Raw genomic sequence first — 22,175 nt, 5'->3', positions numbered from 1 at the left:
TTCTAGTAAAGCAGTGAAAAACAGAGAAAAGCAAGCATCCGTTTTAAGGGGAATGCCTGCTTTCGTTCTTAGTGCGTATGCTCATTTTTTGGCTGCGAGCCAATTCGCTAATGCTTCGATATCCTCTGCTTTCAACTTGTCTTTGAAAGGCGGCATTTCGACTTTGCCGTTCATGATCTGCGCGGCGATTTGATCTTTCGTTCTGCGCGAACCGACTTTCGTCAGGTTGGGACCGTAGTCACCCGTAAGGCCTGCGCCATGGCAGGCTAAGCAGTTGTCTTTGTACAGCAGCTCGGCCTTCGCGCTGGTGCTAGGCGTGGTGCTTGCCGTCGCCTCCGGCTTGACGGTAGGCACAGGGGACGGCGATGGCGAAGGGGTTGCAGGGGCTGGCGTAGGCGATGGTGAAGGGGTTGCCGCCGCTTGCGGTTGCGGCGAAGTGCTGGCAGCAGGCGGCGGGGTTGCCGTCGCCGCAATTAGAGCCGACACTTGTGGAGTCGGCGTAGCAGATACAACCGCCGTCGTTACAGGTGACGGCGTGGTGGTGACAGCGGCTGGGGAGCTGGCCGCTGGTTCGGCAACTTTCTCGCTGCACCCTGTGGCAGCGAGTAGGATTATTCCACAAATGCTGATATGTATCCATTTGTTCAAAGCAATCCAACTCCTTATCGTAGATTCTACTTTAGGTAACGTTGGAAAATGGCTTTTGGTTTTCTCCTTATAGAATGTGTCAAAAAATGAGTGCAAAAAGCCCAGCAAAGCCCTAGGTACCACGGGCTTGCTGGGCTGTACTCGTTGCGCTGGAAGGGCAACCGCGAGCTACACTGTAGCTCCGGTCAAATCAAGCCAGGCCAGCTCCTGCGCCGAAAGCACAAGCTCTGCGCCATCGCGGCAGGAGACCATCTCGGCCTCTGTGCGCGCTCCGATCAGCGCGCACGCCGGGAACGGCTGGCTTAGCACGTAAGCGAGCGCGATTTGAATCGCGCTGACGCCTTTCTCCTGCGCCAGCTCTTTTGCGCGCTGCAGTCGTGTCCAGTTCGCGTCGCTGTAGAATACGCGAACCAGATCAGCGTTATCGCGGATTTCCGGCGTGAAGCGGCCCGTGAAGAAACCGCGCGCTTGTGAAGACCAGGACAGCAGTGGAAACTGCTGATCTTCGTGCCAGCGCAACGTTTCCTCGTCTGCGGATACACAGCCCGCCCAGAATGGCTCATTGGGCTTCGCGAGACTGAGGTTAGGCGAGCTGAAGCTAAAGCCGACAAGGCCATGCTTCGCGGCATAGTCATTAGCTTCTTGCAAACGCTGATGCGTCCAGTTAGAACCGCCGAAGGCACGAATACGGCCAGCTTCTAGATGCTCATTCAGCGCTTCAACAATGACACCGACAGGAGTTGCAGGGTCATCCCGATGTAAACCGTACAAATCGATATAGTCCGTGCGTATCCGATCTAGACTTGTCAGGAGGTCGTGGCGAATAGCTTCCGCATTCACACGTGGACCATGTTGATCATGGTGAGCGCCTTTCGTGAAGATCACCATTTCTTCTCTTTTACCCGTTTCTTCCAACCAAATGCCGATCGCTTGCTCGCTTTGACCACCGCAATACACGTGTGCAGTATCAATGGTGTTCCCGCCAATTGCGAGATAATGTTGAAGGATATCACTTACCTCTTGCTTGTTGTCCAATCTAAAAAAATCAGAGCCCATCACCAACGAAGATACCGGTTTATCTAATCCTTTAATTTGAATATGTTTCATGAGTTCCCCAGCCTCTCGATTAATTATTATTAAAGTTTCACGCGTGAACGCTCTGAAGCAGATTGCAAGCAGGCGTCGATGACTCGCATATTTAAAATAGCGTCTTGAGCAGGGAAACGCAGAGCTTTCTCACCCCATGCTGCATAAGCCATGTCGTCAGCTTGCAGGGAGTATTGGTTAAGGAATGGCACTTTTTCCTCGCGCTGCTCATTGCCAACATACACTTGGAAATGACCGGATTCTTCCGTTGGTGTTACAAAAGCCGAAGGAATAACGATGCGACCTTTTGAACCGAGAATTTCTAGCGTGTTACGGAACGAAGCCCACATCCCACAGTCAAATGTAAGAGCAACATTGCCGCTGAACTCCACAAGTCCGGACATCATCATGTCGACGTTATCATGTTCGGGGGAGAAGAAGGCATGCGTGGTAACAGCTTCAGGCTCACGCTCTAGCAGAAATCTAGCCGCACTTAACGGGTAGCAGCCAACATCATAAACCGAGCCGCCGCCCCACTCGCGGACGTAACGAACGTTTTTGCTATCATTGGGATTGCTGAACGTAAATGCGCCGTGAATACCACGAATATCTCCGATTTCGCCGGATTGGATGATGGCTTTCACACGCTCGTAGCGAGGGTGGTGGCGGTACATGAAAGCTTCGGCAAACAGCACGCCGGCTTCTTCACTGGCTGTTACCATTTCTTGAACTTCGGCTGTCGTTAAAGCGGCAGGCTTTTCGCAGAGCACATGCTTACCAGCCCCAGCTGCTCGGATTGTCCACTCTTTATGTAAATGGTTCGGGAGTGGAATATAGATAGCGTCGATCTCGGGATCGGCGATTAATTCTTCGTAGCTTCCATAAGCTTTCGGGATATCAAGACGAGTTGCAACCTCTTGTGATTTTTCCAAGTTGCGGCTTGCGATTGCGCTTACAACACCTGTTTGCGATTGCTGAATCCCTGGAATACAGGCACGGATGGCAATGCCCGCACAGCCCAAAATTCCCCAACGTAGTTTAGTCATGATCGTATTTCTCCTTTTTTGAAGCGGAATGTGTAACGTTATATTGCTATTATAAAATGAGTTATTTAAAATGAATATAACAATATATTGAATAGACTATCGTAATATTGTCATTAGAAAAGAGGCCTGATTAGATGCGTCGTCATGTCATGTTACCTACCTTACAGCAATCGGCTTACTTCCTATTCCCAGAATCCGTAGGTTGGTATCGCGAAGAATCCAATCATGAAGTGGAGCGCCCAGAGGGCTTGTGGTCGACGTATAGTTTGCATTTTGTCATCGCAGGGAAGGGATACGTGGAACTTGAAGGGCAGCTGTACACGTTGCAGAAGGGAGATGCCTTCTTATTTCCGCCCTATCAAGAGCAGCGTTATTACAGTTCGAAAGATGATCCGTGGGATATTCGCTGGGTGCATTTTTATGGGGATCAGATTAAGGAATTTCTGTTGGAGAAAGGTTTTTTGCGCAATCTGTGGACGTTAAAACGAAGTGCCGAGCTGGAGAAAGCGTTCAATGAACTGCTTTTAGAAGCCGAACATTACCAAATTCTTCGTCCGACACAATTGAGCACATTGAATTATATGATTTTATGTGAATTCATGAGCTATGCTACCCCGTTAACGGTCAATCGCGGAACGGAATCTGTGGATCGGATCCTTGCTTTGCTTCCAGAGATGCAGAGCAGAGCCTGTGAGCCTTTTAATCTGGAGGAGTGGGCGGAGCTAACAGGCGTGAGTACGTACTATTTTTGCAAAATATTCCGCAAAGCGACCTCGATGACACCCCTCTCGTTCATTACACTTTGTCGGATTCAATTCGCGAAGCAGCGGTTGATTGAGAAAGAAAATTGGCCGATCAAGGATATCGCGATGGAAGCGGGCTATACTTCAGCAAGCTATTTCAATCAGCGATTCCATGAGCATGAAGGGATGACACCTAGTGAGTTTCGCAGCCTCTATATGAAAGGTTTGTTCAATTAAAAGAGCGAACGGCTCTGTGCGGGTACTAGAAAAAGTTAGTACTTTTGGAAGTCAGTGATGCACGTTACCCTTAGTCTGTAGAGATCAAAAGGGGGGCGTAAGATGCAAAATAAAGCGATTAAGAAGCCTTTTAGAACGAATTGGATACTGCATGGGATGATGGTGATCTGGCTAGGTGCATGGGGATGGTTAGCCATTAGTCCTCATAGCCGAGGGGATTGGGTATTGGAAAATTTATTGATTTGGGCAGCATTACTTGGCATTGTGGCTACGTATAGGTTGTTTACTTTTTCCAATCTTACTTATGGATTACTTGCTAGCTTCTTGTTGCTGCACAGCATTGGAGCCCATTTTTCGTACAATGGAACTTGGTTCGATCCTTGGTTGCGAAGCCTATTCGGGTCTGAACGCGATCATTTCGATCGGCTGGTTCATCTGTGTTTTGGTTTACTATGCGCCTATCCGATTTATGAAGGTTTGGCAGCGTGGACGAAGCTGGGGAGAAGATGGATTTATGTAATAACGTGTGTTATCGTGTTGGCTATGGGCGCATTCTATGAGCTTATCGAAATGTGGGTAGCGAAGATTGTAGCTCCAGAAATCGGTACGTTATTTGTCGGTGCACAAGGGGATCCATGGGATGCCCAGCATGATATGGAGCTTGCCTTATACGGGGCAATCATCGCGATGTTGGTGACTGCTTGCAGTAAGCGATGGAAAGCGAAAACTAATCCTAGTGATATTGGGGAGGCAAAATTGTAAGATGACAAAATGGGTTTATATCGGTTCCTACACAAATGAAGAGCATCCGGAGGGCATTTCTTTATATAGCTTTAATGGTCAAAATGGAGAGATGACGCTGGTTGAAAGGTATAGCGATTTACCTAATGCTTCGTTCTTAGAGGTGAACAAAGAAGGAACGGTTCTATACGCTGTGAGTGAAACTGAAACGTACGAGGGTCGTTTTGGAGGCTCTGCTGCAGCGTACGCAATTGAAGCGGGCACAGGGAGATTGAGCCGAATTAATCAACAACCGGCAGATGGTTCTGCACCCTGCTATATCAGCTTGGATGCCACGAACCGCAAAGTGTATGTGGCCAATTATTTAAGCGGCGATGTGACTGTGTTCCCCGTAGAAGCGGGCGGCGGTTTGGGTGAACATACACAACTGATGAAGCATGAAGGTGAACTTGGACCGCAAGCGAATCGCCAAGAAGCGCCGCACGCACACTCGATTGTTCCGTCTCCGGACAATCGGTTTGCAGTTGCAGCCGATCTCGGCCTGGATCGGCTGATCGTGAGTCGCATTGACGCGGAGAGCGGCGATCTGCTGCCGCACGGCACAGCGGCTTTGAAGCCGGGCGCGGGCCCGCGGCATTTGGTGTTTAACGCGAACAGTACCTACGTGTACGCGATCAATGAGCTGGACAGCACCGTGACGGTGCTGTCTTATGAGGCGGCCGCGGGTAGTTTGGCCGCGGTCCAGACCTTATCGACGCTGCCGGAGGACTTCGGAGGCGTCAGCTATTGCGCGGACATCCACCTCTCCGAGGATGGCCGTTTCTTGTATGCCTCGAACCGCGGACACGATAGTATCGCGGTTTACGGGGTTGACCGAGACAGCGGCACGCTGTCGGTCGTGGGTTGGCAGTCGACGCGGGGGCGGACGCCGCGGAACTTCGCCCTTTCGCCGCAGGACGAGTTCCTGCTCGCGGCGAACCAGGATTCGAACAGCATCGTTGTCTTCCGCAGGGATGCGGAGACGGGGATGCTGCAAGAAACCGGGCACACGGCAGCGGTATCGCGGCCGGTTTGCGTGAGGTTTCTGTAGGTAATAGGAAGGTGCAGGTAGTTCCTGCACCTTCTTTTACATGAGAACTGCAATAATACATCTTTTTAAGGGAAATAGCCCATTTATTGAAGAATTGCTGCGAAAATACATCTTTTTTTACCGAAATTCCATAAAAAGCATAAATGCGGAGGGAAAGGATGCGTATTCGCATCTTTTTTAATAGAACGCGACCTCTCTAGTGGAAAAGGATGCATATTCGCATCTTTTTTAGATTCTGGCTACCCGAGGACGAAGCAGCCGTGCTTCTTAATATGCTCGCAAGCTGTTTAGGTTGGTTCACTGGAAGCTATTCAAATTTCCGCTAAAAATTAGTTGCAGATGCAACGTATTCGGCGTAAACTAAATTAGTGGCAAGTGCAACGATTCGGCAGGTTAGTTTGATTTTAGGAGGGGTTGCGATGATAGAAACGCGGAATTCGATACCGAGGTGGGTCTCGCTGATTTACCGGTACGGGCAGATGTACATCGGTGACCATTTAAAGGAGTTCGAGATCGGCAGAGGTCAACATATTTTCCTCAATGCGCTTTATAAAGAGGATGGCTTGACGCAAGAGGAGCTGTCCGACTATTTGAAAATCGATAAAGGAACGACGGCGAAAGCGCTTAAAAAGCTAGAAGAGCAGGGCTACATAACGCGCAAGGTGAGTGAAAAGGATAAGCGATGCAATGAAGTTTTTTTGACGGAAAAAGCTCGTGGCATTAAAGAGGATGTGCGGAAGGTACTAACCGATTGGCGGGAACGATTGACGTTCGGCATGTCGGATGAAGAGAAGCAGATGGCCCTTATTGTTTTAGAAAAAATGGGTCATAATGCGGCACACTTTGCTGAGGAAGAGGGAGACCTATGAATGTGAGGGCTGCGGGATCTGTATTTATTAATCGTCATTTCCATGCACTGACACACAAAAATTATCGGTATATGTGGTTAGGGCAGTGTGTATCGCTCATCGGTACTTGGATGCAAAATATCGGTCAATCTTGGCTGGTGCTGACGCTAACGGGATCGTCTCTCAAACTTGGGATTGTAGCGGCATGCCAATTTCTACCCATTCTATTATTCTCGCTGTTTGCCGGTATTATTGTTGATAAATTTCCCAAAAAGAAGATTCTTATCCTGACACAAACAGTTTCAATGACACTCGCTTTCGCGTTGGCTGCTTTGGTGCTTACGGATACAGTGAAATATGAATATATCCTTGTTCTGGCACTACTTCTGGGCTTAAATAATACCTTGGATATGCCAACAAGACAGTCGTTTAATGTGGAAATTGTAGGTAAAGATGATCTGATGAACGCGATTGCGCTCAACTCGACGACGTTTAACATGGCAAGAATTGTGGGACCTTCCATTGGCGCCGTGATGATGGCGTGGTTGGGGGCTGGCTGGTGCTTTTTGCTGAATGGGTTCAGCTTTCTGGCTGTTCTCTATGGATTAATTCATATTGAGGCAGCGCCTTATGTTCGTAAGATTAGAGCGAAGGAAGGCATTTTGAAGGAAATTAAGGATGGTATCGTTTATATTGCCAAAGATCCCATATTGTCGCCAACTGTCCTGCTTGTGACGGTTATTGGGACGCTTGCTTTTAATTTTAATATCCTCATTCCGGTGTTTACGAAAAATGTGCTGCACATGGGAGAGACGACTTATGGAACGCTGATGTCCTGTTTGGGGGTGGGATCGCTTGCGGGAGCACTCACGATGTCATTTCGCAGTAAGCGGGGTCCGAAGCTGAAGGTGAGCATGTTTGCGAGCTGTATGGTCGCTATTTGCTTAATTCTGAATGGGCTGAGCGGCTCGGTCTGGGTGTGTGGAGCACTACTTGCATGCACGGGATTCTTTAACATTTTATTCGCGACGAATAGTAACTCTGCACTGCAAATGTATGCGAAGGATGAGTATCGCGCACGTGTTATGAGTGTGTATGCGCTTGTATTTGCTGGATCTACGCCGATTGGCAGCTTGTTTTCTGGATTCATTGCAGATCGTTTTGGAGCAAATGGGGCATTCGTGGCCTGTGGGGTTCTGACGAGTCTTCTCTGTTTGTTCATTACGTGGAAATACAAGTCATCGCTCACTATGAAATCTCTTAACGAGCAGGAACTAGCTTGAAATACGAGTGTAATCAATATTTTATATTATAAAGATTCTATCATTTGGGTTGTCAATTTACTAGGGATTCGCTACAATATGAGCATAAGTTCATGTGTGAGGAGGGATCTTGTGCTGGGGATATTGAAGAAATGGATGCAGAAACCTATGCAGGAACCGAAGCACACTGTGGATTACAAAACGATGGAAATCGACGTTGTCATTAAATGTTTTGTTTCGGATAAGGAGAAACCGTTTCGCGTCATTTTTAAAGTGGAGAAACAGGGATCATTCTTTTCGAAAGATATTTTTGTGAAAAATGTGGATTCTAGAACATCTCATGAGCTCGTTCATAACTTTTCCACACTTGGCATGAACAATGAAGAGTTGAACAAGTATGAAAGCACTGATTATGCTGAATACGGTTTCGCTACGTTGGAAGAAGCCAAGAAAGTGAAAGATACAACCGTCGATTACATACGCTTTCTGATCCGCGAGCATCAGCAAGAGACACTTGCCAAAATTTCATAATAAGATACATGCAAAAAAAGGGGCCAGCGAACTTCATCGCTTAGCTCCTTTTTGCTGTTCTTCCGTATGAATGAACCTAGGCTTCGGCTTTTTGTTGAAGGACAAGTTCTTTCAGACGATATTGGCGAAGCTTAGTAACAGACGTGTATTTGGATTCAGATCCTCGAACTTCAAAAAATACTTTACCGTCTTGAATATGTTGGATTTTGCGTGTATTCACATAACAATCGGTGTTTACTTTGAAAAAGCTGCTGTCTGAGGTCATCTCTTGGATTTGCTCTGTATTCAGACGCTTCTTGATATGGTAGTTCTTCCCATGAAAGGAGACTAGGCCATGTTCACCAACGCGGAAATACATGATATCCTTTTCTAATATAAAATCCTCATACGTATTCTTTACTTCGAGCGCCACATTCATTTTATCTGCCCCCTTTTTAAAATGATAACGCTTACATTACTTAAGACGGTTTTATCTTACCATAATTTGTGAGGCATGGGAAGGCTTTTTGCATGGAAAAAAACCAACATATTTCGTCCTCCAAAGGTCGAATATGCTGGTTTTATGATGCTTTTTGACGGATGAACGAATATTTCCCCGGAAATGATTTACAGCGGAATGTTACGAGCTACCCATACGCCAGCAGCACCTGCTTGTGCTAATCCCCGCGTGATGCCTGCGCCATCGCCGCCACAGTAGAGGCCATTAATTTCCGTCTCGAAGCTCTCGCTCAGCTTAGGACGTGCGGAGTAAAACTTCGCTTCAACACCATAGAATAACGTGTGCTCGGATGCGATACCTGGGGTTACCTTTTCAAGAGCATGAATCATTTCAATTAAGCTTTTCATTGTATTGTAGGGAAGAACGAGGCCCAGATCCCCAGGAACTGCTTCAGATAACGTAGGTTCCAAGAAACCTTCGCGTATGCGTTCAGCTGTAGAGCGGCGTCCCCGCATAATATCTCCGAACTTCTGAACGATAACTCCGCCGCTGGATAGGTCATTCGCGTGCTTACAAATTTCTCTCGCGTACTCGTTCGGCTTATCGAATGGCTCTGTAAATTTGTGAGATACGAGCAGGGCAAAGTTCGTATTTTGTGATCCAAGTGCAGGATCCTTGTAAGAGTGACCATTAGCTGCCATAATGCCGCTGTGATTCTCAACAACAACGTGTCCAGAGGGGTTGCTACAGAATGTCCTCACGCGTGTTCCAACTGACGTGTTATACACGAATTTACCTTCATACAAATGTTGATTGATTTCACGCATGACGACATCCGAAGTTTCAACACGAACACCCACATCGACTTGATTGTTGGACATCTTGAGCCGGCGTTTCTTGAGAACCTGGGTTAACCAGGCAGAACCGTCTCTGCCAGGCGCCAGCATCACATAATTGCTGTGAAGCTCGGTGCCGTCCTTCAAACGAATACCTTGAACGACATTCTTATCTTCTTTCTTCGTTGTGAGGATATCATCGACTTCCGTTTTGAACTGCATATCGATGCGTGTTTTCAAATATTCATAGATGGACTTGAGAATCATGAGGTTTTGCTCCGTGCCCAAATGACGGACTTGAGCGCGCAGCAGCTTCAGACCAGCTGCATAAGAACGTTGTTCAATGTCTTTTACAGCTTCGGTAGTAGGATCGGTCATATTCTCCGTTGCGCCGTGCTGAAGATTAATGTGATCGACATAGCGGATCAGTTCCATGACTTTACTCGGAGCCAAATAATCGGTCATCCAGCCACCGAATTCGGTTGTAATGTTAAATTTCCCATCGCTATAAGCGCCTGCTCCGCCAAAACCAGAGGTAATGGAACAGGCAGGAAGACAACCGGAGAAGTCCTTCTTACCAGCTGGAGGTGGGCAAAGTTTGATTTTATTTTCAAGAATCGGACAACTGCGTTTATAAATATCGTGGCCTTTGTCAACGAGTAAAATGTTCGCATTAGGATGAAGTAAGGTCATTTCATAACAAGCAAAAATACCGGCAGGTCCTGCACCAACAACGATAAAATCATAAGCTTTCATATCAGTACTCTCCTTGGGAACAGTCATATTTGGACGCAAAAAAACCTAGCCACACGGGTATGCAAAAAAGAGCACCCGTCGTAGCTAGGAAGTTATGGCTTCCTCTAGAGACCCTCAAGCCAATTCTCGAGGATATACGAACGTTTCATAGTTATGTGGCTGATTGGTATCACCTTGACTATCATAATACGAACAATATTCAGTGTCAATGGGATAATGTTCGTTAATTATAATGGGATTTGTTTCCAAAGTTTTCTTTGACTCGTGCGCAGATTCAAAATATAATTACGTAGTTATCGCTTTTAATTTCGTACTCTTTGCACATGAGGGAGGTACTTTGAATTGAAATTTGGGTGGATACTTCTCAAATACATTGTTCCGCCTGCCTCGTTAGCCTTATTGCTATTTGCTATAGGGCTTTGGAGTAATTACTCCGAACAGGCAAAGACAGCTGGTGAAAAGTTTATTGCGCCTCTATTGGATTTTAAAGTGCCGATTATCTTCTCCTTTTTGATTTTGTACTATCTTTGTGTCGCATTTTATGACTACAGCAAGGGGATCGTGAACAAGAAGGATGAGGAGTTAGCTCAGAAAGATGAAGAAATGAAAGAGGAATTGAGTATCGCCATTAAGCTTAACAAAAAATATTCTGCTTATAGACGAAGTGAACTATTATTACATACCATACAAACATTTGTTAATGATCAACCCTATATTCAAGCCATTCAGGTTTATAATTACGAAATTAAACATATGGGTAATAAAACAAGAGTGAAAATAAAGTATCAGAATGGATTCATCGAAGAAGGCATAGATTTAAATGCAATGGACCAAGCCTATTATTTGCTGGATAAAAGAATGTTTACACACTTCCAGAGCGCGTATGATCGATTGAATGAAGGGGACTTTAATCCCATTGTGGATTTTATTCAAGAGCATGGTGAGCAGTTGCGTTTAGTAACCAATCCTACAGATGATGATGTCCTTACTTTTGCCTTTGTAGAACTGGCCCTTGGTCTGATTGAAACACGATACGATTTAAGACTTCATGAAAATTACTTAACCGCGGAACAAACCGTTGCTTTGGAAGAGCATAAACGGACTGGGGTCTTAAGGACGATTCTATTAAAAGATGATTTTTTCATTTTCAAGCATCTAGCAATTGGCTTTAAACAAGGTCGAGTGTATTCAGCTCGGCAATTCAATCTATGGGGGGATAATATGGTGTATCTGATTACCCTGCACCCAGATATCTTAGTTGACCGTGACTATTACCCGGTTATTCGAAGAATAGATGAAATGTTTATGGAAAGATTACGTGGATTGCTATATAATGGTGAGACCGACAGATTGTAAGGAGGTAGTGCTGATGACTAAGCTGAATAAGCAGAAGCAGCAATCCCAGTTCCAACAGCAGCAAAAAAGTATCATCGAGCGCCTCAGTAAATTGGGGATTAAAGCTGAAATCGGTCGTAAAGCGCCAAATGCTGAAACGGAGTACTTCTCTGTTGTTGGTAACAGACGAGACGAAGTTATCGTATAAGTTATAGATGTAGAAGGGGGGCCATGCGGTCCCTCTTTTCTATTTGAATAGAGCAAAGCTTAAATGTTAAAGATGAGAACACGATGAAAGAAGGAGTGTTTCAGACGAAAGAAGACATGCAACGAGATGAGATCATAAGGAAGTTAGAGGGGATTAACATTAAGATGAGTAAGGGGCATAGATTGAAAGACATACGTCCGCCTTATTTCTCCATCGTAATGGGAAAAGAGTTAGAACAAAAATGAAGCGTGTACCGAAGATAAAAACCTCCTCGAGAAGAGGAGGTTTTTAGTTAATTTGCCTAGAGAAAATCGTACAGGCACATCTAGGCTTACACCTACATAGACTAATACTACTCTAAATAGCGGAGGCTACCGAAGGCAATATGCTCCGCAATACGCGCAAGGGGGTAGCTGGAATGCCAGGATTGTTTGGTACGATTGCCATGTTGATAAAACAGCTTACATTACTTGTGTCCTACGTCAAGAACAACGCGTTTCCTCAACCACTTACCGAGGCAGAAGAAGAATTACATCTGAGGCTTATGGCAGAAGGCAATGATCATTCTAGGAACAAGTTAATTGAACACAATTTGAGACTTGTCGCCCATATAGTAAAAAAATTCGACAACACAGGGGAAGATTTGGAGGATTTGATCTCTATTGGGACGATCGGTCTGATCAAGGCAATCGAGTCTTTCTCTCCGAATAAGGGCACGAAGCTGGCGACTTTTGCTGCACGTTGTATCGAGAATGAGATCTTAATGCATCTGCGTTCCTTGAAGAAAACACGTAAAGATGTGTCATTGCATGATCCGATCGGAACGGATAAAGAGGGGAACGAGATTACTTTGATCGACATCCTCGGCAGCGAGGCGGACGATGTGGTGGATGCGGTGCAATTGAAGATTGAGAAGTCGAAAATTTACAGAAATCTGGAAATATTGGACGACCGGGAGAAAGAAGTCGTAGTCGGAAGGTTCGGGTTGGAGCTTGGCGGCGAGGAGCGGACGCAGCGGGAGATCGCGAAAGAGCTGGGCATTTCGCGTTCCTATGTGTCGCGGATTGAGAAGCGGGCGTTGATGAAGTTGTATCATGAGTTTTATAAGGCGAAGCGGTAAAAGCATGAAAGGCATTACAAGGTTAAGGGAATCGCATGTATCGCAGACTTCATTCATTTAGTAATGGGGGGCGAAAACAATGACAGCCTTAATTCAAATTGAGCATGTGAGTAAATTTTACCATATGGGCGGGGAAACCATACGGGCGTTGGATGACATTTCGTTAGATATCGCGCATGGTGAGTATGTTGCCATTATGGGGCCGTCTGGATCTGGGAAGTCTACGCTGATGAACATTATCGGGTGTTTGGATGTGTCGGATGAAGGCCAGTATGTTCTGGATGGAAAGCAGATTCACTCGTTAAAGGATTCACAATTAGCCGAGATTCGGAATCAGAAAATCGGGTTTGTTTTTCAGAACTTTAACCTGCTGCCGAGGTTGAGCGCGTATGAGAATGTGGAGCTTCCGCTGATTTATCGGGGCATGACGCGAAAGCAGAGGGAGCCGATGGTCATGCAAGCGTTGGAAGCAGTGGATCTGCTGGATCGAAGGAAACATATGCCCTCGGAATTATCCGGCGGGCAGCAGCAGCGTGTTGCGATTGCGCGCACGTTGGCAGGCGATCCGCCGATCATTCTGGCGGATGAGCCAACGGGAGCGCTGGATTCGAAGACGGGCGCGGAGATCATGGATCTTTTCACAAGGTTGAATGATCAGGGGCGGACGATTATTGTGATTACGCATGATCGGCAGGTTGCGGAGCAGGCGAAGCGGGTTGTGCGGTTTAGGGATGGGCAGTTGTTGCATTGAGTTCGAAATGAAGCAAATAAACCCGCGCAAATAGCGCGGGTTTATTTTACTTATAAAGGAGAATAAGTTCGTTAGTTGGTTAACATAAATAGCCGAATTAATAATGTCATTTACTTATTCGGTCTCGTAAAAATACGACCGCGTGTCTTCCCAGCCGTGAATTGCACTAACGCATCGTTCAATTCATCGAATGAAACTTCGGTCAGTTCGGGGGATATTTCACCTTGGGCTAACAACTCGTATACGCGAACTAGATCCTCGTGAACGCCGCCAAGTGAGCCTTTCAATTCCAGTCTACGAGCAACGATCATCATCGTATTCACTGTGGCTTCTGTTTTTCCTAATCCGACGACCACGACGCGTCCATTTCTGCCAGATACTTTTACGGCTTCAGCCGTCGTTGTACCCATGCCGGCAAAATCAATAATCACCGTCGGTTTTACTGTTTCTAGATCAGCAATAGCTGTGAAACATGCGGCTGCGCCATTCTTTTTAGCTTCTTCAAATAGATTTGGATTCAAATCTACCGCATATACGGTGGCCCCGGTAAGCGCCGCAATACGAAGTCCGTTCATGCCCAATCCGCCGAGTCCAATAACCCCAACAACATCATCGGACGTTACTTGGCCTGTAGTCATAACCGCATGATAAGCAGTAACAATCGCATCTGTAGCGACTGCTGCTAATTCGAAAGATACGCTATCTGGAATCGGAATCAAGCGAGAAGCTCGAATCGCCACTTGCTCTGCATAACCTCCGTTAATATGGATACCCGGCACACTGTCACCCATGAGGCCATTGCCTTCTAAGACAGTTTCATCCTCGCCAGCGCTTGTCGCGACACCGACTCGATCCCCGATTTGAAAACCAGTTACACCTTCACCGATTTCAGCGACTACTCCAGCAACTTCATGACCAAGCACGATTGGCATGCGAGACAACATATGCGTTAATGAACCATCCGTAAATCCTACGTCCGAATGACACATGCCTGCTGCCTTTACATCAATGACAACCCAACCGGGCTGTGCTTGTGGTTTAGGTAATTCGACTAATTTCATTGGTTCTCCGACTTTCTCAAATAACCATGCTTTCATAGCTAGTCTCCTTTAAAATAAAAATTATCATAATGATAAATCCCGGAATTAGTCATTATTCGTGAATGGAATCAAAGAATCGTGATCATTATAATATACAATTAGGATTAAGGTGGATTTAAACATTATGAAGAGCTATTAAGTATTTTTAAAGGGGAGTCCGTGATGAAATTAGAGCAACTGGAATGTGTGGTGGAGGTTGCGAAGGCAGGATCATTGTCCAAAGCTGCTAGCCGCTTAAATGTAACTTTATCTGCGGTAAGCCAATCCATTTCTAATTTAGAAGCTGAGTTAAACATAAAACTATTTCAACGAACCAATGTAGGGGCCGTTCCTACCGCAGAAGGGCAGGCTATTATTCGAAAGGCAATAGAAGCTTTGCATACATTCGACGAAGTAAAGAAGGAGGCAGCTCGGTTTGCAAGTCCACAGATCAGAGAGCTTCGCATATCTGGCATGGCGGGTCTGCTATTTCTAGCCATGAACACGTTTATTGGCATGAGAAAAGACTATCCTCAGATACAGCTTTCCATGACAGAGAAAACGAGAGCGGATATTTTAGAAGATATTCAAAATGGTGAGGTTGATATCGGATTAATCATTGTATCTGATCAAATGATGCTTAAGAATACTAAGTTAAAAGCCGGGCGACTATTAGAAGGCAAATTATCACTAATCGTTCATAACCAATCGCCTTACGCCGTCCGGAAATCCATTTCGATTGAAGAGTTGCTGCAAGTGCCACTCGTGATTCACAACGATGAAACGTTGGCTAAATTCCTCGATGATTTCAGTAATCAGTATGGCCCCTTGAATGTGCAACTCTATACGAATCATGTCGCTACTATGCTTAAAATGCTATCAGATGGTACCGTAGCAACGCTAGGGACGGATTTATCTTTCGTGAACAATGCCGCGCTTAAGGACGAGTTCGTATGTATCGATCTAACCATTCCATGTTGGAAGCCTTTTTATATCAGTTGGGTATGTGCGAAAGATAAATTGGGATTGGAGCCATTGAAATTGTTTTTGACGAGATTGGAGAGGGATTTGTTGTAACGACAAGACGACGGTGAAAGTTGACACTTTTGGATTACAGTTGTAATATATAAATGTGAGGACTACAATTGTAATCCAAAATCCATTTGATAAAGGTGGTATGTCAATGAAAGAAACACCTAAAATATCGGAAGCCGAGTGGCAAGTCATGCGTGTACTTTGGTCACGAGCTTCCAGTACGGCGAATGACATTATTGAAGAACTTGAATCATCAACGGATTGGAGCCCCAAGACGATACGGACGCTGCTAAATCGGTTAGTTCAGAAGCAAGTTATCGGCTATCAACAACATAATCGTAATTATGAATATTACCCGCTTGTCAGTCAGGATGAGTGTGTGATGCAGGAGACGCAGTCTTTTATGAAACGAATTGTCGGTATGGGACGGTCTCCGTGGCTTGTGAATTTTTTAAAAGATGAGAAGTTGACGACAGAAGACATTGAAGAGTTGAAGAAAATTTTGGATGAAAAGAAACCGATGTAACTTGTCTCATTCCACAAGCACCAGGTGCAAAGAGGGAGGTGTTTGACTTTGGTGATGCACGACCTTCAAGTAGTCTTTCAATGGGTAATATCCACCTCGATGATGGCTAGCGTTATCGTTACGTTGATTCTTTTGGCCAAATGGCTGCTGCGAGACCGACTTAAACCAAGATGGCAGTATGCCTTATGGATGTTAGTGATCATTAAGTTGGCTGTCCCTTGGGATCCTCCCTATATGTTAAGCATTTACAACTTGCCTCATATTGACCATGTGATTGCTTTTCAGACAGACACAATGGATCCTAACAAGAGGTTAGTCAATGAGCTTCAAACTACGACGGACACAGAGCCGGCTCCGGATTCACTACAAGGGCATATCGTTTTATCTGAATCCGAAACACAAATTAGCGAAACAACACCAAACTTTCATTTTAGCTTGATAAGCATCAGTGTTATCCTTTGGCTCTTCGGCATGCTGGTGCTGATGTTATACACCATTGGCATGAACCGACGTCAACATCAACGGATATGGAATGGAAAAATAAATCGGAACGAGACGCGAATGTTGGAAATTCTAGCGCGTACCAAGAATGTAATGTCGATCAGACAGAACGTCACCTTGGTCCAATCGACCGATGTACGGAGTCCCTCGTTGTACGGCATGATGAAACCAAAGTTGCTCTTACCTGTTAACGAGATCGATGCGATGAGTGATGAGCAATTGCAGCATATTTTCATGCATGAGTTAGCACATCTGAAACGCAAGGATATTGCAGTGAATTGGTTATTTTACATGCTGCTACTTATTCATTGGTTTAATCCATTTCTCTGGTACGCGTATTCGCGCATGAGAGAAGATCAAGAGTTAGCCTGTGATGCGCTTGTTTTAACTTACATGGAGCCCCAGCGGTCATTGGAGTATGGGCGAACGATTATTACATTAATGGAGAAACTCTCGCACACCTTACAAACGCCGGGATCCGCATCCTTCACGGGTAACAAGGCTCAACTGAAAAGGAGAATTCATATGATAAAATCATTCAAAAAAGGTTCTTATCGTTGGTCCATTCTGGGCCTTGCAACCATTGTAGTCATTGGTGGGATCGCGTTGACAACGGCACGAGGCACGCATGCGCAGACCTCATTAGCTGCCCCAATAAGTTCTGTTTCACCGATTGCAACGGCTTCGCCAGATACGAACGTGACCGAGCAAGATGCAGTGGATTCGAAGGAAGATAACAATCAACCTGCGGTCAAGGAACCGGCGCCTGTATCGGCAACGGCAACTGCAGCACCAACTGCGTCTACAACTGCAGCACCAACTGCAGCACCAATTGTGTCTACAACAACGAGCAGCTCCGCGTCACTTTTGAAGCAAATGAAGGACCTAGCGGCAAAAGGTGAAGCCAAGGGAGTGACTGGCATTATCGTAGGTAAGTCTTTGATTGATGATGTTCATAACGCATGGGGAACTCCTGATAAAGCTTCTTCAGCCGGAAACCCTTATGAGGCCTATGCGCCTGGCATGAACAAAGGGACGATTGAATTTGCCGCAGGGCATGGAGATGTCGTGTATGAAATTCGCTTAAGCGGCAGCGCGTTGGATGCGGTAAAGGAAGGCAATGTTGTGACTTATGGAGATGTTCTTCAAGTACTGGGTAAGCCGGCTCAAACGATTACCCAAGGTAAGCAGCAGCTTCTCATTTATCCAACAGGGAGTTATGAACTGAGAGTCGTACTTCCAGATCTTTCTGGCAATCAGAAAGCGAAAGTGGCCTCTATCTCGGTCTATTCACCGAAAGCAGCGACATTTGATAAATAGTAAATAGACGAAAGACCTTACGACTTCTTGTAAGGTCTTTCGTCTTTATATATTAACGTTCTGAAGTCAAAATCACTTCCTGATTCGTCCCTACTGCATACTGAATGGTTGCAGAGGAATAGGTCATCTCCGAGTCATGAACAATAAAAGTAAACTCTGTCTTTGCATTACCATGAATCATGCCTTGATGCTCTGTCGCAAGGGTAACTTTAACTTGATCCTTCACTTTGCGACAGCTCAAACGAATCAACTCATAAGCCCCGTGCTTATAATCCAGACTTAGTCCATCATCATGATAGAGATCGAAGCTGCTTTCTGTTTCTGAAGGATAAAAATGAATCTCGAAACGGTCTCCCGAATAGTCAGAGGTGTTATTGATTTGCTCGATATATGGAAGGATAGCGCCTTTCCGCACGAATAGCGGAATGATGTCACGTTCTGCCTTGTAACGAATCGTTTGAGCACCTTGATAGACGGTATCAGTCCAGTAGTCGAACCACTCGCCCTCTGGCAAATAAACATCGCGAACTGCGGTGTATAGCTCATGGCCGCTTTCCTCATAGATCGGAGCTACAAGGAAGCTAGATCCTAGGAAATACTGATAATCCGCTTTGTAAGTCTCAGGATCATGAGGGTATTCAAGCATCATAGCTCGCATCATCGGAATGCCAGTTTGCACGGTCTCATACGACAAGCTGTACAAATAAGGGAGTAAGCGATACCGCAGTTTAATCATATCGCGAACAATATTCGTCGCCATCTCGCTGTATGCCCAAGGATTGGATCTAGGCCCATGTGCCCGAGAAAGAGGTGACCACAGTCCCCATTGGAAAGAGCGGAGTAGGTATTCTTCCGTCATCCCCGGACATTCTCCGAAACCGCCCATATCATGGGACCAAAAAGGGATACCGATAAGTCCAGCCCCTTGTCCAGCTTTAATTAAGACACGCGTACCTTCGAAGTCGCCATTCTGATCTCCGCCCCAGGAGCAAGGATATTTACCGCTGCCGACGAATCCCGTTCGCTCCCAGACAACGGGGCGGACGTTCGGACGCTCTGCCAGCATGGATTCGTAGATGGATTTAGCGAAATAGACCGGATATAGGTTGTGAAACTCACTGCCGCTACGTCCAGCAGCATTGTAAATCGTGGCAGGTACTTCGCCACCATCACCACCATCAATCTTCAGCGCCTCAACTCCGAGATCAAGTAACGGACGCAATTGTTCGCGCCACCAATCAACGGCAAGTGGTTGGGAGAAGTCAAGCAGACCTGCACCGAAGCCCTTCCACCAAACGATCGGATAGAAGGCACCCTCTTTATCCACGCAGAAGAACGATTGGTTAACCCCTTCTTCAAATTTGCCACAAGAATGATTAACGAATGGCGTTGTCCAGAGCATAAGTTTGATGTCGTTTTCCTTGAGAAAATCCATGAAAAGCGCTGGATCCGGGAAGTTTTGCTTGTCCCATTGCAGATCACACATATCATGCTGCCAAGCAGGATCAATGCAATAGACATCGATGGGGATGTCGTCTTGCTTGAACTTTTGAATCGTGCTCATCGCGAGATCCGTCGTGTCTATACCTGTTTTGGATTGCATATACCCGAATGTCCAACGTGGGATCATCTTGGATCTGCCTGTAATCGCTGTGTAACTCGATACGATTTGTTTCGGTTCTGGGCCATAGAGGAAGAAGTAATCCAGCTTGCCACCCATCGCCCACGCAATGGCTTGGTTCGGAACAAGTTTCCCCATATCAAAAACAGAATGATACGAATTGTTCATGTAAAAACCGTAACCTTGGGTACTGATGTAGTACGGAACGGGAATATCACAGGTAATCCAATCATGATTGACCCAAATATCTTCACGTTGACCACGTTTATCTATGGTTGGCGTCGCATTTTTGCCTAGTCCAAAGATATGCTCGTCAGGTACCAAATCGATGGATGCCCCTACAATTTGTCCGTTGATTAAGCCAGAAGTATGTTGACGGAATAAGACCCGATTCTCGGCATCTTGAACAGTCAGAGCAAACGGCTTGGAAGTAACACGAATTGTTAGATTCTGAAAGGAAATGATGTAATCGCCGTAGCGTTCCTCAATTTCTCCCCATGCTTCCTCCTGCAAATGTTGTTCCAGCTCATCGAGACATAGTTCATCAATAAGCGGCTGCCCAGAGGAGTCTGTCGGTTGATTCAGCGTGAAACGGAACACACCCTGACTCCAAGCCTTCAACAAACCTTGGCTCCCGGAATCAAAGTCAATCACAATCGTGCTGTCGTCACGTCGAACTCCTGTTACACAACCGAGTCCATCTTTCGCTACGAGCCCTACGGTGGTTGGCAATTCATGAAGCATACTAATAAAACCTTCTGGCGTATGAAGCTCCATACCTCTGCCTTTGATCCACGTCTGAAGCTGTACGCTATCTGTAATTACAGCGAGTAGGGAGTGTTTGCCTTCCTCCAAAAGCATATAACTCGGAACGACGAACGTGCACTCAGAGCCGTAATTGTTGGACTTACCGATCTCAACGCCATCCAAGTAGATGGAAACCTTTCGCAGATTTGCGAATAAACCAAAATCGAGACTTACATATTGGACACGCAAGAGCGCATGTCTTTCTGTATCCGAAAGCGTGAAGCTAGTATAGAACCAATTAGCTTCATCTAGATCTTGAGCTTCGCTTGTTAAAGAGGCTCCTGAATCTAGATCGATCTTTTTAACACTACGAATGTTGGAGGTAATGAACTTTTCTTGCTCTGTTAATTGAAGCTGTACATCCCTGGATAACCCTGAATGCCATTCTAGTTGGAGTGTTGTGTTCATGGAAAATCCTCTTTTCTTTACATGTATATCTTTTACTATATTTTCGCAGATGAGAGATGTCTGCTAACGATTCTGACTAATATAAGGACGATTTTTACCTTGTTCTCCTAACGAGGTCTTGTTAACTTTTTGCTAGTTGGCCTAGGTAAAAATCGTCTGTAAAGAGGTCAGAATCGTAAGCAGACACGTAACCGTCTCTGAATTTATAGTAGTCATACAGACAACAAACAGTACTGGAGTGGACGAGATGGAGCTTACAACAGCAATCAAAAGCGAGAAGAGAAGGAGCACCAAAACCAATTCGCTATGGCGTCAATATTGGAACTATAAGTATATGTTTATCATGCTTCTTCCCGTTTTGGCGTACTACGCAATTTTTCATTATGGACCGATGTACGGGGTGTTAATTGCTTTTCAGGATTATCAGGTCCTGCAAGGTGTGTCAGGAAGCCCTTGGGTAGGTTTAGCCAATTTTAAAGATTTGTTTACTGGTGAGTACTTTCCGCTAGTTTTAAGAAACACATTACTGATTAACTTCTATAAGCTGCTGCTTGGATTCCCGGCGCCAATCTTGCTTGCCATTTTAATTAATGAAGTCAAGCATGCCGCTTATAAGAAATTCGTACAGACGATTAGCTATGTACCGCATTTTCTTTCTTGGATCGTCCTTTCGGGCTTACTTATTGAAATTTTGTCTCCAAGCCGTGGGCCGATTAACATTTTACTGGCACAGCTAGGAATGGAACCGATCTTCTTCATTACCGAGCCAAGCTGGTTCCGCAGCATTCTTGTTAGCTCAGACATTTGGCGCAATATCGGGTTCTCCACGATTATATATCTGGCTGCAATTGCAGGAATTAATCCTGAAATTTATGAGGCAGCTGAAGTAGATGGGATTAATCGCTTCGGCCGCATTTGGCGCATTACACTGCCCTCGATGTTTCCGGTCATTGTTATTATGTTGATCTTATCAAGCGGTTCGATCATCAATGATGACTTTGAGCAAGTATTCAATCTGTTGAATGCCAAAGTACTTGATGTCGGTGATGTGATTTCTACTTACACCTACAATGAAGGTTTGGCCCGTATGAACTTTAGCTATGCAGCTGCAGTAGGCTTATTCAAAAATGTCGTTGCCTTGATCCTCGTCCTAAGTGCAAATTTCATTGCAAAAAAAATAGCCGACGAGTCCATCATCTAA

21 protein-coding genes and 1 riboswitch are annotated in these 22,175 nt (G+C 45.6%); of the genes, 14 read left to right on the top strand and 7 right to left on the bottom strand.

The annotated features are described in order from the left end of the window. Positions 1 to 81: 81 nt before the first annotated feature. The 3 genes from AC58QT_RS11715 to AC58QT_RS11705 form a co-directional block, all read right to left on the bottom strand. Positions 82 to 648: a c-type cytochrome gene (locus tag AC58QT_RS11715; RefSeq protein ID WP_497409135.1), complete on the bottom strand. Its 567-nt coding sequence runs from the start codon at positions 646 to 648 to the stop codon at positions 82 to 84. Positions 649 to 816: 168 nt separating this feature from the next. Then, positions 817 to 1,755 (bottom strand): aldo/keto reductase, encoded by a 939-nt coding sequence (locus AC58QT_RS11710; protein WP_497409134.1) that lies wholly within the window; start codon positions 1,753 to 1,755, stop codon positions 817 to 819. A 29-nt stretch (positions 1,756 to 1,784) separates the two neighbouring features. Then, positions 1,785 to 2,780 (bottom strand): Gfo/Idh/MocA family protein, encoded by a 996-nt coding sequence (locus AC58QT_RS11705; RefSeq protein WP_497409133.1) that lies wholly within the window; start codon positions 2,778 to 2,780, stop codon positions 1,785 to 1,787. A 134-nt stretch (positions 2,781 to 2,914) separates the two neighbouring features. Here AC58QT_RS11705 and AC58QT_RS11700 point away from each other — a divergent pair, with 134 nt between their 5' ends. The 6 genes from AC58QT_RS11700 (at position 2,915) to AC58QT_RS11675 (ending at position 8,232) form a co-directional block, all read left to right on the top strand. Further along, positions 2,915 to 3,760 (top strand): helix-turn-helix transcriptional regulator, encoded by an 846-nt coding sequence (locus AC58QT_RS11700; RefSeq protein ID WP_497409132.1) that lies wholly within the window; start codon positions 2,915 to 2,917, stop codon positions 3,758 to 3,760. Between the two features lie 102 nt (positions 3,761 to 3,862). Next, positions 3,863 to 4,522: a DUF2238 domain-containing protein gene (locus tag AC58QT_RS11695; protein ID WP_497409131.1), complete on the top strand. Its 660-nt coding sequence runs from the start codon at positions 3,863 to 3,865 to the stop codon at positions 4,520 to 4,522. Further along, entirely contained in the window at positions 4,497 to 5,591 is a 1,095-nt protein-coding gene (locus AC58QT_RS11690; RefSeq protein WP_497409130.1) for a lactonase family protein, read from the top strand. Before AC58QT_RS11695 ends, AC58QT_RS11690 begins: the two co-directional genes overlap by 26 nt. Before the next feature lie 419 nt (positions 5,592 to 6,010). Next, a complete protein-coding gene (locus tag AC58QT_RS11685; RefSeq protein WP_497409129.1) occupies positions 6,011 to 6,460 on the top strand; it encodes a MarR family winged helix-turn-helix transcriptional regulator in 450 nt (149 codons plus the stop codon). Further along, positions 6,457 to 7,722, top strand: a complete 1,266-nt coding sequence (locus AC58QT_RS11680) for an MFS transporter (protein WP_497409128.1) — start codon at positions 6,457 to 6,459, stop codon at positions 7,720 to 7,722. The genes AC58QT_RS11685 and AC58QT_RS11680 overlap by 4 nt, the downstream gene beginning before the upstream one ends. A gap of 111 nt (positions 7,723 to 7,833) precedes the next feature. Further along, the gene (locus tag AC58QT_RS11675; protein WP_497285697.1) at positions 7,834 to 8,232 is read left to right on the top strand and encodes a hypothetical protein; all 399 of its coding nucleotides are present in this window, start codon (positions 7,834 to 7,836) and stop codon (positions 8,230 to 8,232) included. A gap of 76 nt (positions 8,233 to 8,308) precedes the next feature. Here AC58QT_RS11675 and AC58QT_RS11670 read toward each other — a convergent pair whose 3' ends face one another. Together AC58QT_RS11670 and AC58QT_RS11665 are read right to left on the bottom strand one after the other, a co-directional pair. Beyond that, positions 8,309 to 8,650, bottom strand: coding sequence for a LytTR family transcriptional regulator DNA-binding domain-containing protein (locus AC58QT_RS11670; protein WP_310502830.1), 342 nt, complete (start codon positions 8,648 to 8,650; stop codon positions 8,309 to 8,311). A gap of 188 nt (positions 8,651 to 8,838) precedes the next feature. Further along, positions 8,839 to 10,263, bottom strand: coding sequence for an NAD(P)/FAD-dependent oxidoreductase (locus AC58QT_RS11665; RefSeq protein ID WP_497409127.1), 1,425 nt, complete (start codon positions 10,261 to 10,263; stop codon positions 8,839 to 8,841). 61 nt (positions 10,264 to 10,324) lie between these two features. After that, positions 10,325 to 10,423: riboswitch (purine riboswitch) on the bottom strand. Between the two features lie 182 nt (positions 10,424 to 10,605). On the opposite strand from AC58QT_RS11665, the gene AC58QT_RS11660 reads away from it, so the two are divergent. The 4 genes from AC58QT_RS11660 (at position 10,606) to AC58QT_RS11645 (ending at position 13,677) form a co-directional block, all read left to right on the top strand. After that, entirely contained in the window at positions 10,606 to 11,619 is a 1,014-nt protein-coding gene (locus tag AC58QT_RS11660) for a hypothetical protein (protein ID WP_497409126.1), read from the top strand. Between the two features lie 13 nt (positions 11,620 to 11,632). Then, positions 11,633 to 11,806 carry a hypothetical protein gene (locus AC58QT_RS11655; RefSeq protein WP_310502827.1) on the top strand — a complete coding sequence of 58 codons (174 nt, stop codon included), beginning with the start codon at positions 11,633 to 11,635 and terminating at the stop codon, positions 11,804 to 11,806. A gap of 418 nt (positions 11,807 to 12,224) precedes the next feature. Further along, complete coding sequence (sigK, locus tag AC58QT_RS11650) at positions 12,225 to 12,926, top strand: RNA polymerase sporulation sigma factor SigK (protein WP_310502826.1); 702 nt, start codon at positions 12,225 to 12,227, stop codon at positions 12,924 to 12,926. Between the two features lie 79 nt (positions 12,927 to 13,005). Further along, positions 13,006 to 13,677: an ABC transporter ATP-binding protein gene (locus AC58QT_RS11645; protein WP_497409125.1), complete on the top strand. Its 672-nt coding sequence runs from the start codon at positions 13,006 to 13,008 to the stop codon at positions 13,675 to 13,677. A 110-nt stretch (positions 13,678 to 13,787) separates the two neighbouring features. Here the strand turns inward: AC58QT_RS11645 and AC58QT_RS11640 are convergent, their stop codons facing one another. Then, positions 13,788 to 14,774: a zinc-binding dehydrogenase gene (locus AC58QT_RS11640; protein ID WP_497409124.1), complete on the bottom strand. Its 987-nt coding sequence runs from the start codon at positions 14,772 to 14,774 to the stop codon at positions 13,788 to 13,790. A gap of 165 nt (positions 14,775 to 14,939) precedes the next feature. Between AC58QT_RS11640 and AC58QT_RS11635 the strand changes: the two genes are divergently transcribed. The 3 genes from AC58QT_RS11635 (at position 14,940) to AC58QT_RS11625 (ending at position 18,138) form a co-directional block, all read left to right on the top strand. Then, positions 14,940 to 15,833 (top strand): LysR family transcriptional regulator, encoded by an 894-nt coding sequence (locus AC58QT_RS11635; protein ID WP_497409123.1) that lies wholly within the window; start codon positions 14,940 to 14,942, stop codon positions 15,831 to 15,833. 106 nt (positions 15,834 to 15,939) lie between these two features. Further along, a complete protein-coding gene (locus AC58QT_RS11630) occupies positions 15,940 to 16,317 on the top strand; it encodes a BlaI/MecI/CopY family transcriptional regulator (RefSeq protein ID WP_497409122.1) in 378 nt (125 codons plus the stop codon). A 51-nt stretch (positions 16,318 to 16,368) separates the two neighbouring features. Further along, positions 16,369 to 18,138 (top strand): M56 family metallopeptidase, encoded by a 1,770-nt coding sequence (locus AC58QT_RS11625; RefSeq protein WP_497409319.1) that lies wholly within the window; start codon positions 16,369 to 16,371, stop codon positions 18,136 to 18,138. Between the two features lie 52 nt (positions 18,139 to 18,190). Here the strand turns inward: AC58QT_RS11625 and AC58QT_RS11620 are convergent, their stop codons facing one another. Continuing rightward, positions 18,191 to 20,974: a glycoside hydrolase family 31 protein gene (locus tag AC58QT_RS11620; RefSeq protein WP_497409121.1), complete on the bottom strand. Its 2,784-nt coding sequence runs from the start codon at positions 20,972 to 20,974 to the stop codon at positions 18,191 to 18,193. 247 nt (positions 20,975 to 21,221) lie between these two features. On the opposite strand from AC58QT_RS11620, the gene AC58QT_RS11615 reads away from it, so the two are divergent. Then, a complete protein-coding gene (locus AC58QT_RS11615; RefSeq protein ID WP_497409120.1) occupies positions 21,222 to 22,175 on the top strand; it encodes an ABC transporter permease in 954 nt (317 codons plus the stop codon).

This window comes from Paenibacillus sp. J31R109, from assembly GCF_059692055.1.
Note: the sequence above shows the minus strand (reverse complement) of the source record. Positions and strands in the feature narration are given on the sequence as shown.

Bases quoted from the DNA above. Each gene is read 5' to 3' on its own strand.
- AC58QT_RS11710 (WP_497409134.1), bottom strand. From the start codon at position 1,755: ATGAAACATATTCAAATTAAAGGATTAGATAAACCGGTATCTTCGTTG.
- AC58QT_RS11705 (WP_497409133.1), bottom strand. From the start codon at position 2,780: ATGACTAAACTACGTTGGGGAATTTTGGGCTGTGCGGGCATTGCCATC.
- AC58QT_RS11700 (WP_497409132.1), top strand. From the start codon at position 2,915: ATGCGTCGTCATGTCATGTTACCTACCTTACAGCAATCGGCTTACTTC.
- AC58QT_RS11695 (WP_497409131.1), top strand. From the start codon at position 3,863: ATGCAAAATAAAGCGATTAAGAAGCCTTTTAGAACGAATTGGATACTG.
- AC58QT_RS11685 (WP_497409129.1), top strand. From the start codon at position 6,011: ATGATAGAAACGCGGAATTCGATACCGAGGTGGGTCTCGCTGATTTAC.
- AC58QT_RS11680 (WP_497409128.1), top strand. From the start codon at position 6,457: ATGAATGTGAGGGCTGCGGGATCTGTATTTATTAATCGTCATTTCCAT.
- AC58QT_RS11670 (WP_310502830.1), bottom strand. From the start codon at position 8,650: ATGAATGTGGCGCTCGAAGTAAAGAATACGTATGAGGATTTTATATTA.
- AC58QT_RS11665 (WP_497409127.1), bottom strand. From the start codon at position 10,263: ATGAAAGCTTATGATTTTATCGTTGTTGGTGCAGGACCTGCCGGTATT.
- AC58QT_RS11655 (WP_310502827.1), top strand. From the start codon at position 11,633: ATGACTAAGCTGAATAAGCAGAAGCAGCAATCCCAGTTCCAACAGCAG.
- sigK (WP_310502826.1), top strand. From the start codon at position 12,225: ATGCCAGGATTGTTTGGTACGATTGCCATGTTGATAAAACAGCTTACA.
- AC58QT_RS11645 (WP_497409125.1), top strand. From the start codon at position 13,006: ATGACAGCCTTAATTCAAATTGAGCATGTGAGTAAATTTTACCATATG.
- AC58QT_RS11640 (WP_497409124.1), bottom strand. From the start codon at position 14,774: ATGAAAGCATGGTTATTTGAGAAAGTCGGAGAACCAATGAAATTAGTC.
- AC58QT_RS11635 (WP_497409123.1), top strand. From the start codon at position 14,940: ATGAAATTAGAGCAACTGGAATGTGTGGTGGAGGTTGCGAAGGCAGGA.
- AC58QT_RS11630 (WP_497409122.1), top strand. From the start codon at position 15,940: ATGAAAGAAACACCTAAAATATCGGAAGCCGAGTGGCAAGTCATGCGT.
- AC58QT_RS11620 (WP_497409121.1), bottom strand. From the start codon at position 20,974: ATGAACACAACACTCCAACTAGAATGGCATTCAGGGTTATCCAGGGAT.
- AC58QT_RS11615 (WP_497409120.1), top strand. From the start codon at position 21,222: ATGGAGCTTACAACAGCAATCAAAAGCGAGAAGAGAAGGAGCACCAAA.